At 71.3% G+C, this 12,734-nt stretch carries 11 protein-coding genes and 2 pseudogenes; 4 read left to right on the forward strand and 9 right to left on the reverse strand.

The annotated features are described in order from the left end of the window. Nucleotides 1–118: 118 nt before the first annotated feature. A complete protein-coding gene (locus tag ACIGXW_RS09185; RefSeq protein ID WP_399571521.1) occupies nucleotides 119–1,342 on the forward strand; it encodes a DUF2786 domain-containing protein in 1,224 nt (407 codons plus the stop codon). Nucleotides 1,343–1,367: 25 nt separating this feature from the next. On the opposite strand, the gene ACIGXW_RS09190 is transcribed toward ACIGXW_RS09185, so the two are convergent. Beyond that, complete coding sequence (locus ACIGXW_RS09190; RefSeq protein WP_399571523.1) at nucleotides 1,368–2,138, reverse strand: AraC family transcriptional regulator; 771 nt, start codon at nucleotides 2,136–2,138, stop codon at nucleotides 1,368–1,370. A 55-nt stretch (nucleotides 2,139–2,193) separates the two neighbouring features. Between ACIGXW_RS09190 and ACIGXW_RS09195 the strand changes: the two genes are divergently transcribed. Next, nucleotides 2,194–2,763: a class I SAM-dependent methyltransferase gene (locus tag ACIGXW_RS09195; protein ID WP_399571526.1), complete on the forward strand. Its 570-nt coding sequence runs from the start codon at nucleotides 2,194–2,196 to the stop codon at nucleotides 2,761–2,763. Between the two features lie 5 nt (nucleotides 2,764–2,768). Here the strand turns inward: ACIGXW_RS09195 and ACIGXW_RS09200 are convergent, their stop codons facing one another. Genes ACIGXW_RS09200 through ACIGXW_RS09210 form a run of 3 tightly spaced genes read right to left on the reverse strand, consistent with a single transcriptional unit; the run spans nucleotide 2,769 to nucleotide 5,689 of the window. Continuing rightward, nucleotides 2,769–4,115 (reverse strand): nucleotidyl transferase AbiEii/AbiGii toxin family protein, encoded by a 1,347-nt coding sequence (locus ACIGXW_RS09200; RefSeq protein ID WP_399571528.1) that lies wholly within the window; start codon nucleotides 4,113–4,115, stop codon nucleotides 2,769–2,771. Further along, complete coding sequence (locus ACIGXW_RS09205; RefSeq protein WP_399571530.1) at nucleotides 4,112–4,783, reverse strand: hypothetical protein; 672 nt, start codon at nucleotides 4,781–4,783, stop codon at nucleotides 4,112–4,114. Before ACIGXW_RS09205 ends, ACIGXW_RS09200 begins: the two co-directional genes overlap by 4 nt. 12 nt (nucleotides 4,784–4,795) lie before the next feature. Continuing rightward, nucleotides 4,796–5,689, reverse strand: coding sequence for a LysR substrate-binding domain-containing protein (locus ACIGXW_RS09210; RefSeq protein WP_399571532.1), 894 nt, complete (start codon nucleotides 5,687–5,689; stop codon nucleotides 4,796–4,798). A 108-nt stretch (nucleotides 5,690–5,797) separates the two neighbouring features. On the opposite strand from ACIGXW_RS09210, the gene ACIGXW_RS09215 reads away from it, so the two are divergent. Beyond that, the gene (locus ACIGXW_RS09215) at nucleotides 5,798–6,214 is read left to right on the forward strand and encodes a nuclear transport factor 2 family protein (protein WP_399571535.1); all 417 of its coding nucleotides are present in this window, start codon (nucleotides 5,798–5,800) and stop codon (nucleotides 6,212–6,214) included. A gap of 6 nt (nucleotides 6,215–6,220) precedes the next feature. Here the strand turns inward: ACIGXW_RS09215 and ACIGXW_RS09220 are convergent. Both ACIGXW_RS09220 and ACIGXW_RS09225 read right to left on the reverse strand, forming a co-directional pair. Further along, nucleotides 6,221–6,322, reverse strand: a pseudogene (locus tag ACIGXW_RS09220) (peptide-methionine (S)-S-oxide reductase); the annotation flags it as partial. Between the two features lie 580 nt (nucleotides 6,323–6,902). Continuing rightward, a complete protein-coding gene (locus tag ACIGXW_RS09225) occupies nucleotides 6,903–8,651 on the reverse strand; it encodes an AIPR family protein (RefSeq protein ID WP_399571538.1) in 1,749 nt (582 codons plus the stop codon). A gap of 157 nt (nucleotides 8,652–8,808) precedes the next feature. Here ACIGXW_RS09225 and ACIGXW_RS09230 point away from each other — a divergent pair. Next, nucleotides 8,809–9,278 (forward strand): annotated as a pseudogene (locus tag ACIGXW_RS09230) (NUDIX domain-containing protein). 12 nt (nucleotides 9,279–9,290) lie between these two features. Here the strand turns inward: ACIGXW_RS09230 and msrA are convergent. The 3 genes from msrA to ACIGXW_RS09245 all read right to left on the reverse strand — a co-directional run bounded on the left by msrA (nucleotide 9,291) and on the right by ACIGXW_RS09245 (nucleotide 12,680). Continuing rightward, nucleotides 9,291–9,974, reverse strand: a complete 684-nt coding sequence (gene msrA, locus ACIGXW_RS09235; RefSeq protein ID WP_399571540.1) for a peptide-methionine (S)-S-oxide reductase MsrA — start codon at nucleotides 9,972–9,974, stop codon at nucleotides 9,291–9,293. Between the two features lie 74 nt (nucleotides 9,975–10,048). Further along, a complete protein-coding gene (locus ACIGXW_RS09240; protein WP_399571542.1) occupies nucleotides 10,049–11,107 on the reverse strand; it encodes a hypothetical protein in 1,059 nt (352 codons plus the stop codon). Between the two features lie 43 nt (nucleotides 11,108–11,150). Next, nucleotides 11,151–12,680 (reverse strand): M48 family metalloprotease, encoded by a 1,530-nt coding sequence (locus tag ACIGXW_RS09245; protein WP_399571545.1) that lies wholly within the window; start codon nucleotides 12,678–12,680, stop codon nucleotides 11,151–11,153. Nucleotides 12,681–12,734 lie beyond the last annotated feature (54 nt).

Here is a 12,734-nt window from a genome sequence, read left to right on the forward strand (position 1 = left end):
CCGGCGGACATCCGCCGGGAGGGCCCCTTTCGCATGGGGCCGGTGGGGGCAGTGTGAAGTTCCGGGGCGTACGGGAAAATGGAGTCTCCCCCTCCTTCGAAGGAAAAGAGCCCGGAACGTGCAGAACAACGAGCCGCCCCTGGAGACCGTCTCCGCCGCCCTGCGCGGCCTGCGGGCGGTGCCCGGGGACGCGCTCGAGGACGCGGTCTACGCCGCCGCGTCCGTCGTGGCCGCCGCCCCGGCCGGGTGGGAGGCCGTCAGCGGGGCCGTGGTGCGGGTGGGCTCGGGCATCGCACGGCGGTGCTGGGAGTACGGGTGGCAGCCCGCCGACGTCGTACGGCTGGCGCGGCGCGAACTGACCCCGGTGGAGTCGCGGTTCGCCGTCGACGTGATCGCCGCGGAGGCGCGGCGCTACGCACCGGAGACGCTCGGCGCGCGGTGGGCGGCGCAGCTGGCCGACATCGGGGCGCGCGAATGGTGGCAGGGCGACGACACCTTCCTGGACGGCTTCGCGGGGCGCGAGCGGCTGAGCCGGTTCGAGACGGCGGCGTGCGCCCTCGGCGCGCTGCGGCTGATGGACGCGCTGCCCAGGATCGGTGCCGTGGGCCCGCTGCCGGGGACCGGCCATGTACAGGCCGTCCGGGCACCGGCGGAGGCCGTGCCGGCGCGCATGCTCGGGCGGATCCGCGCGCTGCTGGCCAAGGCGGAGTCGACGCAGTTCCCGGAGGAGGCCGAGGCGCTCTCGGCGAAGGCGCAGGAGCTCATGGCGCGGCACTCCATCGACGAGGCCCTGCTGGCCGCGGGCTCCGGCGCGCCCTCGGAGGGGCCGGGCGCCTGCCGGATCGGGGTCGAGGGCCCGTACGAGTCCGCGAAGGCGCTGCTCCTGGACGCGGTGGCCGCGGCCAACCACTGCCAGGCGGTCTGGTCCGCCGAGTACGGCTTCTCCACCGTCGTCGGCTTCGAGGCCGACCTGGAGCTCGTGGAACTGCTGTACACCTCCCTGCTGGTGCAGGCCACCTCCGCGATGCGGCGCGCCGCCGACGAGCACCACGCCCGCGGCCGCTCCCGCCGCACGCGCGACTTCCGGGAGTCCTTCCTGATCGCCTACGCCGGGCGCATCAGCGACCGGCTGTCCGCGGCGGTCCAGGACGTGGCGGCGGAGGAGTCCCGCCCGGAGGTGCTGCCGGTGCTGGCCGCCCGGGACGTGGAGGTCGGCGAGACGGCCGGACGGATGTTCCCCGAGACGACCTCCCACCGGCTCAAGGGGCGCGACGCGGAGGGCTGGGCCCGCGGCAGGGAGGCCGCGGACGCGGCCCGGATCGCGGGCGGCAAGAGGGCGTGAGGGGCCGCGCCGGGACGCCTTCCGGTCAGGTGCGGGCGTCCGGGCGGGCGAAGTACGTGCCGGGCGGGACGCCCACGCCCCGGCGGAAGGCCGCGACGAAGGCGCTCGGCGAGCCGTAGCCCACCCGGCGGGCCACGGCGGAGACCGTCGCGCCCGCTGCCAGCATCGGCATCGCCGCCTCCAGCCGCAGCTGGGTGCGCCACTGCCCGAACGGCATGCCCGTACTGGCCGCGAACGCCCGCGCCAGGGTGCGGGCGCTCGCGCCCACCAGTGCGCCCCACTGCGCGAGGGAACGGTCGTCCGCCGGGTCCGCGCGCAGGGCCAGGGCCACGCGCCGGGCGCGCGGGTCGGCGGGCAAGGGGGCGCGTACGGTCGTCACGGACACCGGGTGGAGCTGGTCGAGGACGACGTCCTCGGCGCGCCGGCGCGCGGCGGCGTCGAGGCCGTCCTGGGCGAGATGCCCGATCAACTCCCGCAAAAGACCCGATACGGGCACGACTTGGGGCTCGGACCAGGTCAGCGGGCAGCGCTCCGGCCAGAAGTACAGGCTGCGCAGCAGCGCGGCCGAGGTCGCGCCCGTGGCGTGCGGGACGCCCGCCGGTATCCACAGCGCGACGGTGGAGGGCAGCACCCAGGTGCGGTCGGCGGCCCGCACGGCCAGCACGCCGCGCTGCGCCCAGGCGAGCTGATGCGCCCCGTGCTCGTGGACGCCGAACCACTCGTCGCCGTCGAGGGGGAAGCTGCCGACGACGACGGCGCTGCCGGCGGGGGCGACGATCTGTCCTTCTGACGACATGAGTTGGCCTCCTGGCCCGTATACGACACCGGTACCCGGTTCCTAGCCTCGTCGTATGCCGATGAACCTTCTTCACCGCCGTCTGTGCAGCTCCCAGCGCTGGGCACGGGCGATCGAGGACCAATTGCTGCCGTGGGCCCTGGAGGACGTGGACCTCGGGCCCGAGGCCCTGGAGATCGGCCCCGGCTACGGGGCCACGACACGTGTGCTGCTGCGAAAGGTGGAGCGCCTGAGCATCATCGAGGTGGACGAGGCCTCGGTGGCGGGGCTGCGCCGTGAGTTCGGCGACCGCGCGGAGGTCGTCCACGGGGACGGCACCGCCCTGCCGTGGTCCGACGGGAGCTTCGACTCCGTCGCCTGCTTCACGATGCTGCACCACGTGCCCTCGGTGTGGCGCCAGGACACGCTCTTCGCGGAGGCGTGCCGGGTGCTGCGGCCGGGCGGCCTCTTCACCGGCTGCGACGCGCTGAGCAGTTGGGGCTTCCGGCTGATCCACCTGGGCGACACCTGCGTGCCGGTGCCGCCGGAGACGCTGGGGGAGCGGCTCCGGCGGGCGGGGTTCGCGCACGCCGAGGTGACGATCGGAGAGGGGAGCTTCCGGTTCAAGGCGGTCGCCGCCGGCTAGCGCGCCTACGGACCGGTGTCCGCCGCCTCGATCCGCACGGCCACCTCGTGGGGGTCGCCGCGCCACCCGCGGACGTAGGGCTGCTCGACCTCGCCGCCCCAGCGCGTGCGGCGGAACGACACCAGCACGTCCGCGGCGTCGCGCAGGGTGCACTCCTCGCGGCCGAGGAGCTCGCGTACGACGACGACCGCGCAGGCACTGTGCACCATGCGGTCCGTGAACCACGTCTCGACGGCCGCCATGCCGCCCGCCTCGTGCTCCTCGCGCACGACAGCCGTCGTACCGGCGAAGGCCGCGGCCAGGTGTGCGTACGCGCCGGCGTCCGGGGCGGTGTCCTCGGCGGCGGCCTCCTCGGAGGCGGCGGCGAAGGCCGGGGCGAGGGCGATGACGAGCCGTGTCAGATAGCCGTCGCCCGTGTCCGGGACCACCGGGCGGTCCTTGAGGAACTCGAACCAGTCGGCGTTGACCGCCTCGTAGAGGATCCAGTTCAGATGGATCTCCGCCTCCGCCGGGCACTCCCCGGCCGCCACGAGGACCCGCTTCAGCAGCTCGTACGGGACCTCGGCGCTCTCCGCGAGGAGCACCGCGTCGTAGAGGTCCTTGCCCTCGGGGTGCTGGTCGGTGACCAGCCAGAGGATCTTCCATACGAGCGAGAGCTCCGGGCTCACCGCCATCACATGGCGACCGGCGATCTCCGTGGGGACCGCCGGGGCCGGCAGGGTCTCGTTGAAGACGAAGTCCAGCTGTACCGTGCCGGGCGGTACGCCCTCCTCCTCCGCCGACCAGGGCAGCACGAGGCGGCGGCCCGGTACCCGGTCGTACGTCCAGATCTCGTCGCTCACCGCGCCCGCCGCGTCGATGCGGACCTGGCTGCCGGTCTCCCGCGACAGCGCCTCGGCGGCGCGGGCGATGCCGTCGAGCATCGCGTCCGTGCGCTCGTCCTCGAGCTGCCAGGTGTCGGGTACGACCACGAAGTCCAGGTCGCCGGGCTCGCGCGCGGCGTCCCCGAACCAGGCCTTGAGCAGCATGCTGCCGCGCAGCACCAGGTGGCCGGCCCACGCGGAGCCCGCGACCGCCGCGAGGGCGAGGTCCAGGGCGTGCCGCCGGGCCGCGTACCAGGCCCGGCCCCTGTCCGTGTCGGTGAACTGCGGCTCGCTCAGCCGCATGCCCATCCGGTGGTGGTTGGCGGCCGGGTCGTAGGCGGGGCGCTGCCGCACCCCCTCGCCGGGCACGGGCCGCAGCGTCCTCGGCAGGTCCTGGCCCGCACGGGTCGCCTCGGTCGGCGGCGTCTGCGGGACGACCATGTCGTCGTCCCACGGCCCGTAGCCGAACCGCTCCCACGGTGTCGTCATTCCCCCGTACCCTCCTCGCTGATCCAGCCCGCGTCGAGCGACGCGTCGCTGTCGTACACGACGAACTCGCGCTCGGCGGACGCCATCTCGTACCCGGCCGCCCTTATCGCCGCCGTCAGCGCGTCCAGCCGCGCCCCCGCCGTCCGGCGGCCCACCATGCGGCAGCGCTGCGTGACGAACCGCTCGGCGCGGCCGTCCGCCCGCACCCGGCGGGCGTTGCGCGACAGGTGCGCGCAATGCCCGGAGGCGAGCTCCGCGAGCGGCGCGGCGTCCGCGCCGGGCGGCAGCAGCAGCTTGATGTGGTGCTCGAAGTAGTACCGCGCCCCGAGCGCCACGGCCGCCTCGTCGCTCTCCGGCACCCCTTCCGCCCACGGCGCCGCCTCGACCTTCGCCCGTACGACCTCGAAGCCGGCGTCCCGCAGCGCGCGGGCGCCGCGCTCTACGTCATCCCGCACCGCCGCCAGCGTCCCGGACCCGCGCAGGGTGACCATCGGCTGGCTGGGCGTGTGCCCACGGTCCAGCACGATGTGGATGAACTTCAGTCCATGGGCGGCGGCGTGGCGCTCGAACCGGGTCGCGTCGCCGCGGACGGTGAGGTGCGCTTCGAAGTCGCCGCTGAAGGAGACGGTGGCGGGTATGGGGGCGGGGGCGGTGGTGCGGGCTGTCACCGGTAGATGATCTCAGGGTGGGCCGGCCGGCCCACCCTGGCGGATCAGTTCGCGGAAGCGGGTCACCAGCGGGTTGGCCGTATTGCGGCGCCAGACCAGGAAGTTGGAGGTGGTGGCCCCGGCGAGCGGGCGCGGGGCGACGCCGGTGCGGTGCAGCACCCGGTAGGAGTCGGCGAGCACGGCGGCGCCGAAGCCGGCGGCGGCCAGCGCCAGGAGCGTCTGCACCGTACGGGCCTCGGCGGCGATTCGCGGGACGACTCCCGCCTGCCGGCACAGGGCGGCGATCTCGTCGTACGACAGCGGTGAGGCGTCCCGCGGCCACAGCACCAGGGGCACGTCGCCCAGGGCGGTGAGCGGCAGTTCGCCGTCGCCCTCGGCCAACGGGTGCGCGGCGGGAAGGAAGAGCGTGAGGGGCTCGCGCCACCACTCGCGCACGGCGAGCCGTTCGTCCTGCGCGGGCAGCCGCTGCACGGCGAGGTCGCAGCGGCCTTCGAGCACTTCGGCGGACATCCGGGCGTCGTCGAAGCTCTCCACCAGGCACAGCTCGACGTCGGGGAGCGTCTCGCGGACGGTGCGCAGGGCGGCACCGAGCGGGCCGTTGATCCCGGACCCGGCGAAGGTGATGGTCAGCCGCCCGCGCAGCCCCTGCGCGGCCAGCCGCACGTCCTCCTGCGCGGCCCGGGCCTCGGCGAGCATCACCCGGGCACGGGCGAGCAGCGCTTCGCCCGCCGCGGTGGGGGTCATGCGACGGCCCTCGCGGCGGAACAGCGGGGTGCCCAGCCTGCGTTCGAGGTCGCGCAGCTGGCGGCTGAGCGTCGGCTGGGTGAGGTGCAGACGCTCGGCGGCGGCGACGAGGGTACCGGTTTCGGCGACGGCGACGACGTAGCCGAGGACCCTGAGCTCCATGTATGCCTCCTGGGCAGACACCATCTGCCTAAGACTGCCTTGCAGGCAGAACAGTGCGTGGGCAGGGTGGATCACGTCAAGCAGTCGCCGACGACGAAACGAGGACCCGTGACCACCTCCACCCGGCCCACCGCACTCCACACCGTCGAGGCGTACTTCGAGGCACTCGGCCAGGGCGACATGGACGCGGTGTTCGCCCTGCTCGACCCGGAGGTCGAGTGGCTCGTCCCCGGTGACGCCGCACTGGTCCCCTGGGCAGGACGGCGCACCGGGCACACGGCGATGCGCGAGTGGTTCCCCATGCTCGCCGGCGCCGGAGAGCGGAAGGACTTCGAGCTCTACGGGATGGCACCGCTCGGGGCGGACCAGGTCCTGGCGAACGGCCGGTTCGTCTTCCGCATGCACGCCACCGGGGCGGTCTACGACGACGAGTTCGTCATGCGCTTCACCGTCCGCGACGGGCACATCACCGCCTACCGCATCTACGAGGACTCTCTCGCTCTGGCCCGCGCCTACCGGGGCTGAGGGGGCTCAGCCGTCGGCTGTTGCGATCCCCACGGGGCAACTCACACCCGTCCCCCCGATCCCGCAGTACCCCGCAGGGTTCTTCTCCAAGTACTGCTGGTGGTACGCCTTCCCTACACACGCAATTAGATGCGTTGTTGAAGGCGAGGACATGGCCGACAGGATAGACGAGCCACGGTGGTGGCGTATGCACGGATCTCCGCTGACACAGCCAAAGACGGCCACGGCGTCGACGACCAGCACAAGCTCAACGTTGAGATGGTAGGCAGACTCGGCTGGACCGTCGTGCACCGCTACACGGACAACGAGGCTGTTGGCGGTCAGGACGCGGCTGGCATTGGGGTTGAGGCGGTCGGTGGCCGCGCCGTCCACCGGGTGGGCTTGCTCGTGAGACGGGGGCATGGGGGCGATGGTTGCTCAGGTGATGAGCGATTCGCTGACCTGCGGAGTGCCTCGTGATCCCGGCGTATTTCCAGGGGAGCGGACGCTCATGCCGAAGCCGAGATAGTCGGCGCGCGGTTACCTGTGCCCTGTATCGGCCCGTATCGGCCTGCGGGGCAGGTGTGGGGCGGCGCTGCAACAGGGCGTCAAAGTCCCGAGACCTCACGCAACTTCATCCGATAGCGCGCACGGAACACCGCTTGAATATCCGCGTCGCTGATCCCCCGGGGAACTGGCGCTGCTTCCTTTACCGATACACCACTTGGTCCATGAAGAGCTCGTAGGTTGTTCGATTGTGCTTGCGCGCTGCTACCACTTGAGAGCGAAAATTACGCAGCGCCGTCTCGACCGCCTGCCGGTTGCGTAGAGTCGATGTCACCAGAGGGTCTCGCAGTTGGCCTGGGGCGAAGGCGAGCAGCGACTCCACGATGGGTTCCCAAACCTTGGCTGCCTCAGACATGGCTAGGTTTTTCTTGAACCGCAAGACGTATGCGTCGCTGACGGCTTCTCCAACGAGGGTTTCTCTTGTAGTCCCGATAGCCTCCGCAGCAAGCATGATTGACCCCCGCAGGCCAAACCACTCGAACAGCTCGGTCTCATCTTCGGTCCGTGCCTCTGCCGCGACGCGGCCGAGTCTCGCCTTCTCCATCTCGATGGCGCGCAGCAGGCTCGCGACGAACACGATGTGCTCGGCGGTGATGCGTTCAGGGAAGACTCGGCTGTACAGGGCGTCTTGTTCCCAGATCTTGCTCTTCTCGTGATAAGCCACGCCAGACTCTCCGTGGAAGGCTGCGAGAGCCTGAGCCGCAACCTCGGCGGAGAGGTGATTCTCTCCTGGGCGTCGGATGACATCCTCGGCCCCGCCCCGCCGGCCACCGTTATAGCCGACGACCCCCAACTCCCGGAACTCGCTGACAAGCCGCCTCTGGACCCCGTCGTTGCTGCGGAAGTCCGAAGCCTGCGTGGGATTTTGGCGGTTATTAAAGCGAACGATACTGCGAACGGTCTCGGGGTCGTCGCATCGGATGAACCGTGTGAGGACGTGACTCTTCTGACTGACATGCATGGCTTGGACCGAGCCGATTGCCCCGGTCGTCTGGGCGCCATTAACGATGCCCAGCCCCGTGATCTCAACAGTGCCGTTGGCGAAGCTGAAGTCGCGCACCAAGGCCGTAATGCCGTTGTTGTAGGCCCACAGGTTCGTCGGCTCATTGAGCACTGTTTGCTGGATGCCGTTGTTGATATTGCTTTGTGACCGGCGGCTACCTAGATAGTCACGGACGTTCGACGAGAACAAGTCGGCGCCGTGCTGATCGAACCGCTCATGCAGCCAGCGGACTGGCACACTCGTACACAAGGCTGTCCACTTGTCGCCGTGTTCCTCGAATGCCCCGGGAACCTCGATCGTGAACGTATCCGCCACGAGGATGGGGGTTTGCGAGTTTTCGTAGCGCTGGGACAGTCTCTCGCGGCCTAGCTCTTCCCAGGAGACCTCGAGCTCGCTATTCGGGTAGCCGTGACGCAACTGGGCGTACGCGGCCTCGCGAGCGGCTTGAAGCTCACCTGCGACCTGCTGTGACTCCGGAAGGTTGTGGACGTACCAGATTGCGACATCGCCGATGGCGTCGTCTGCCAGTGCATCGTGAAGCTCGCGCCAGGCAACCCGCAGGGCGTCCGGCACCCCTTCAGGCTCGTTCTTTTTGAACAGCCAGTTGACCGCCTGATGGAGGGTGGCAGCCTTCCTGGCGGGCGCCTGCAGCTTCGCGGAATTCTTGGATTCGTATCCCTGGCCCAGAACAACACGGCCGGCGTTGCGATCGATATAGAGCAGATCGCACGACTTGTCGTTGGGGTGATCCGTCAGTGATGTGGCGGCGACCGTTCTGATGTCCTCAATGTCGAACATGAGTTGCAGCGAAAACAGCAGTCGCTTGTTGGAGCCGTACTGATTGAGATCAGCGCGCTTCTGGAGAGCTAGTTCGAGGCCACCCGTCACGGCGATCAGGCTACCTGTTCACCGTACGCACGGCTGATGTTTCCGGTTGTTTGCATGTGCACCTCCGCCGCAACGGCGACGGAGGGATCTTCGACACCTACGCGCAGAGCTTCGACGCGATGTGGGTGACCGCGACCCCTGCCCAGGAGGAGTGACCTTGTCCCGCACCGAGTACTACGACGACCCGAAGGCGCCCGAGCCGAACAGCCTGGTTGTCGCCGCATCGCCGTCGTGACCGATGACCGGGGGCGCATCCTGTTGCAGCGACGGCGCGACAACGCTCTCTGGGCCCTGCCCGGCGGCGGCATGGAGATGACCGACTCGCTCCCCGGCGCGGCGGTGCGCGAGGTCAAGGAGGAAACCGGGCTGGACGTGGAGATCACGGGGCTGGTCGGGACGTACACCGACCCGCGCCATGTGATCGCCTACTCCGACGGAGAGGTACGACGACAGTTCAACGTCTGCTTCACCGCGCGCGTGACCGGCGGGGAGCTCGAGATCTCCGATGAGTCCACAGAGCTGAGGTTCGTCCACCCCGATGAGATCGCCGCCCTCCCGATGCACCACACCCAGGAGCTCCGGATCCGGCACTTCCTGGAACATCGGGAGAGCCCCTACCTGGGGTGATGGGACCGGCGGTCAGCCGTCGGCGGGCGCGATCCCCGTAGGGCACGACCCGCCCCAGCCCTCCTCCGACGGGTCACCCAGCTTGACCCCCGTCCCCCCGATCCCGCAGTACCCCCCAGGGTTCTTCTCCAAGTACTGCTGGTGGTACGCCTCCGCGTAGTAGAACGGCCCCGCCGGGAGGATTTCCGTGGTGATGGGGCCGTAGCCCGAGCCCTTCAGGACGGTCTGGTACGCCTCTCGGGAGGCCTCCGCCGTGGTCTGGTGTTCGGGGGAGTGGGTGTAGATCGCGGAGCGGTACTGGGTGCCGCGGTCGTTGCCCTGGCGGAAGCCCTGGGTGGGGTCGTGGGACTCCCAGAAGAGCTTGAGCAGGGACTCGTACGAGGTGAGCGACGGGTCGAAGACGACGCGGACCGCTTCCGTGTGGCCCGTCAGGCCGCTGCAGACCTCGTCGTAGGCGGGGTGCGGGGTGTGGCCGCCCTGGTAGCCGACCAGGGTTGTCCACACGCCCTCCGCCTGCCAGAACTTGCGCTCGGCACCCCAGAAGCAGCCCAGCCCGAAGTCGGCCACCGCCAGGCCCTCGGGGTAGGGGGCGGCCAGTGGGGTGCCCAGGACCGTGTGGCGCTCCTGGAGGGGGAACTCCGGCTCGGGGCGGCCCTTGAGGGCCTGCTCGGGGGTGGGCAGGCGGTTCGGGAACATCCGGTTCTCGCTCTCCTCGGCTCCAGTGGTCCGTGGACAAGAACGTACGGCCGGCGGCGGGGATTCCGGGCTGGTCAGCGGCCGGTCCGGAGGGCGCCCGAGCCGATGATCGCCGCGTCGCGGTAGAGACAGAAGGCCTCCGCCTGCTTGGTGGGGTAGTGGGTCCACGGCTCGGCCGCCACATATCCGTCCACCCGCCGGAACTGGTCCACGGCCTCCGCGTACCGCTCCTGCTTCGTCAGGATGTACGCCAGCAGGTGACGCGCACCCGCCAGCCGGGGGTGGTCCGGCCGGCACGCCGCCACGTCGATCAGGGCGGCGTCGACCATGGCCGTGAGGTCCACCGAGCGGAAGGCGACGTCCGGGGCGTCCTCATCGAGGTGGTCGTGCCAGTGCATCAGCGGGAGCATCGTCATCAGATTGCCGGGCGGGGCCGTGCGCGCCGCGCCCCACGCGAACTCGCGGACCAGCTCCTCCGAGCCGCGCCACCTCGGGTACCAGTACAGGAGCGCGCTCGCGTGGGCGTCGAAGAGGTACGGGGCACGGGCGGTGATCTCGGCCCACAGCTCCCGCATCGTCTCGTGCGACGCGCCCGTGCCCTTCTCCAGCGGGATCCGGGAGGCGTACGGGGTGGGGTCGTCCGGCGCGGCCAGGGCGGCGGCGCGGTCGAAGTCCTCCCGGGCCTCGCGCAGCATCCGGTGGAAGCCCGCGAACTGCTCGGCCGTGGTGTCCTGGGCCCAGGCCGTGCCCCGGATGTCCCACGCCACGATCACCTTCGCCTCCGCCTTGACGACCGCCGCGCCCGGGTCGTCGGGGCGCGCGGCCTCCCAGGCCCGGAGCCAGGCGTCGTCCTTGGCCGCGGCGTGGGCGATGATCCCGACCAGCGCGGAGCGCCGCTCCCAGTCGGTGCCCGTGGCGTCGAGCGCCTGCGCGGCGGGCTGCCAGTCGCCCCGGGCGAGAGCCGCCTCGATGGCGTCGGCCTCGGGGTTCGCGAAGGACCGCTCCGTGTTCTGCCGCTCCGGCGGCAGCCAGCCGGCCGCGGCCAACCGGGCGGCGGACGGCGCGGCCTCGCGCCGTCTCCTCCTGATCCAGAGGAAGACGGACACGGCTATGACGATGATGGCCAGCAGCATGTAGGGAAGTGATCCGATCGGGAGATGGAAAGAGAAAGAGAAATCAAGCAGTCGTGGTGCGCAGCAGCTCGCGCAGCGGCGCCGTGTCGGGTACGTCGCCGACGGCCTGCCGTACCGCCGTCGCCACCGCCTCGTCGGTCCCGGCGCCCGTCGGCAGCAGGAGTCGTGCGGGCTCCGACCAGGACAGCTCCCAGCGGGCTCCCGCCGTCTCGGCCAGGGCCAGTTCGGTCAGGTTGTACAGCCCGCAGTGCAGCGCGGGGCGCAGGAACTCCCGGGCGGCGCGGCCCGTGGCCCGGGCGGCCTCCGGTGACTTGGGCAGGCGGTCGGCGATCTGCCACAGCCGGCCGGCGTCGACGGCGTCGAGGAACGCCGTCAGGTCCGCCGTGGCGCTCGAGGTCCCGGCCCCTGGTGTCGCCGTCAGCGCCTCCCGTAGCGGACGCGCCTCCTCCACAGTCAGCGCGTGCATGCTCCGGTGCGTCAGCTCCGGCCAGTCCGCCCGCTTCAGGGCCAGGGCCTCGGGCGTGAGGACGGCGCTCTCCAGCTCCCTCAGGACCCCGTCGGCGTCGCGCAGCAGCGCGAGCGCGGGCCGTGCCGGGGCGGCCGCGCGGCCGTCGTCGGGCAGCGCCTCGATCAGGCGGACCCGGTCGGCCGGCGACGGGTGGGTGTCGTACGGGGAGGTCTCCCCGGCCGGCGGTTCGCCGCGCAGCTCCGCCAGGTTCTGCTGGCGCCCGGGGGCGGTGAGCAGCCGGCGCAGGCCGCCGAAGACCTCGCCGGGCGGCGGGAGGAGGCCCGCCGGGACGCCCATCGTCGCGTAGCGGCTCATGTAGAAGTCGTGGGCCGCGTCGAGGGCGGCGGTCTCGCGCAGCGCCGAGGCCGTGGCGTCGCGTCCGGCGATTCGCGCCGCCGTCCGGTCGGCGGCGAGCTCCTGCGCCCGGCCGGCGCCGTGGGTGGCACGCAGATAGACGCGGGCGTACGCGACGAAGGGCTTCGCCATCATGCGGTGGGTGAACCCGGCCCGGCCGGTGTTCACCTCCTTGGCCTCGCGACCCTTGGCGATCGCCTTGGCGACGGCCTTCTCCTGCCGGGAACGCTCCTTGTCGATCCGCTTGCGCTCCTGCTCCTGGAAGGCCTTCACGGTCCGCAGCACGCTGTCGCGACCACGGTGGGTGATGCCCGCGAGCCGGGTGTCGGCATGGCCGTAGTGGGCGAGCTCGTGGGCGAGCACGGCGTGCAGCTGCGGCTCGGTGAGCCCGGTCAGCAGCGGTACGCCGATGCAGAGGCTGCGCGGGCCGGGCAGCAGGCCGAGCAGGCGGGTGTCCTCGCTGACGCCCGCGTTCGCGTCCCCGGTGAGGAGGACGGCGTCGGGCGCCCGGGTGCCGACGCGCTCGGCCAACGATCGGACCGTTCGCCACAGTTCGGGCTGCTCGGCGTCGGTGACGGGCAGTCCGACGATGTCGGAGTGGTCCGCTCCGCCAGGCGTGAGGGCGCCCCGGACGAAGGGGATGCCGAGCGTGAGCAGATGGAAACCGGCCAGCAGGGCGAAGGCCCGCAGGGCGCGCAGAGAGGTGCCCACCGGGCGAAATCCCCCACCTAAAGGATCGGTGACAGAGCAAGGGGATCATATGTG

It is taken from the genome of Streptomyces sp. NPDC053079, from assembly GCF_044546695.1.
Taxonomy (GTDB): Bacteria; Actinomycetota; Actinomycetes; order Streptomycetales; family Streptomycetaceae; genus Streptomyces.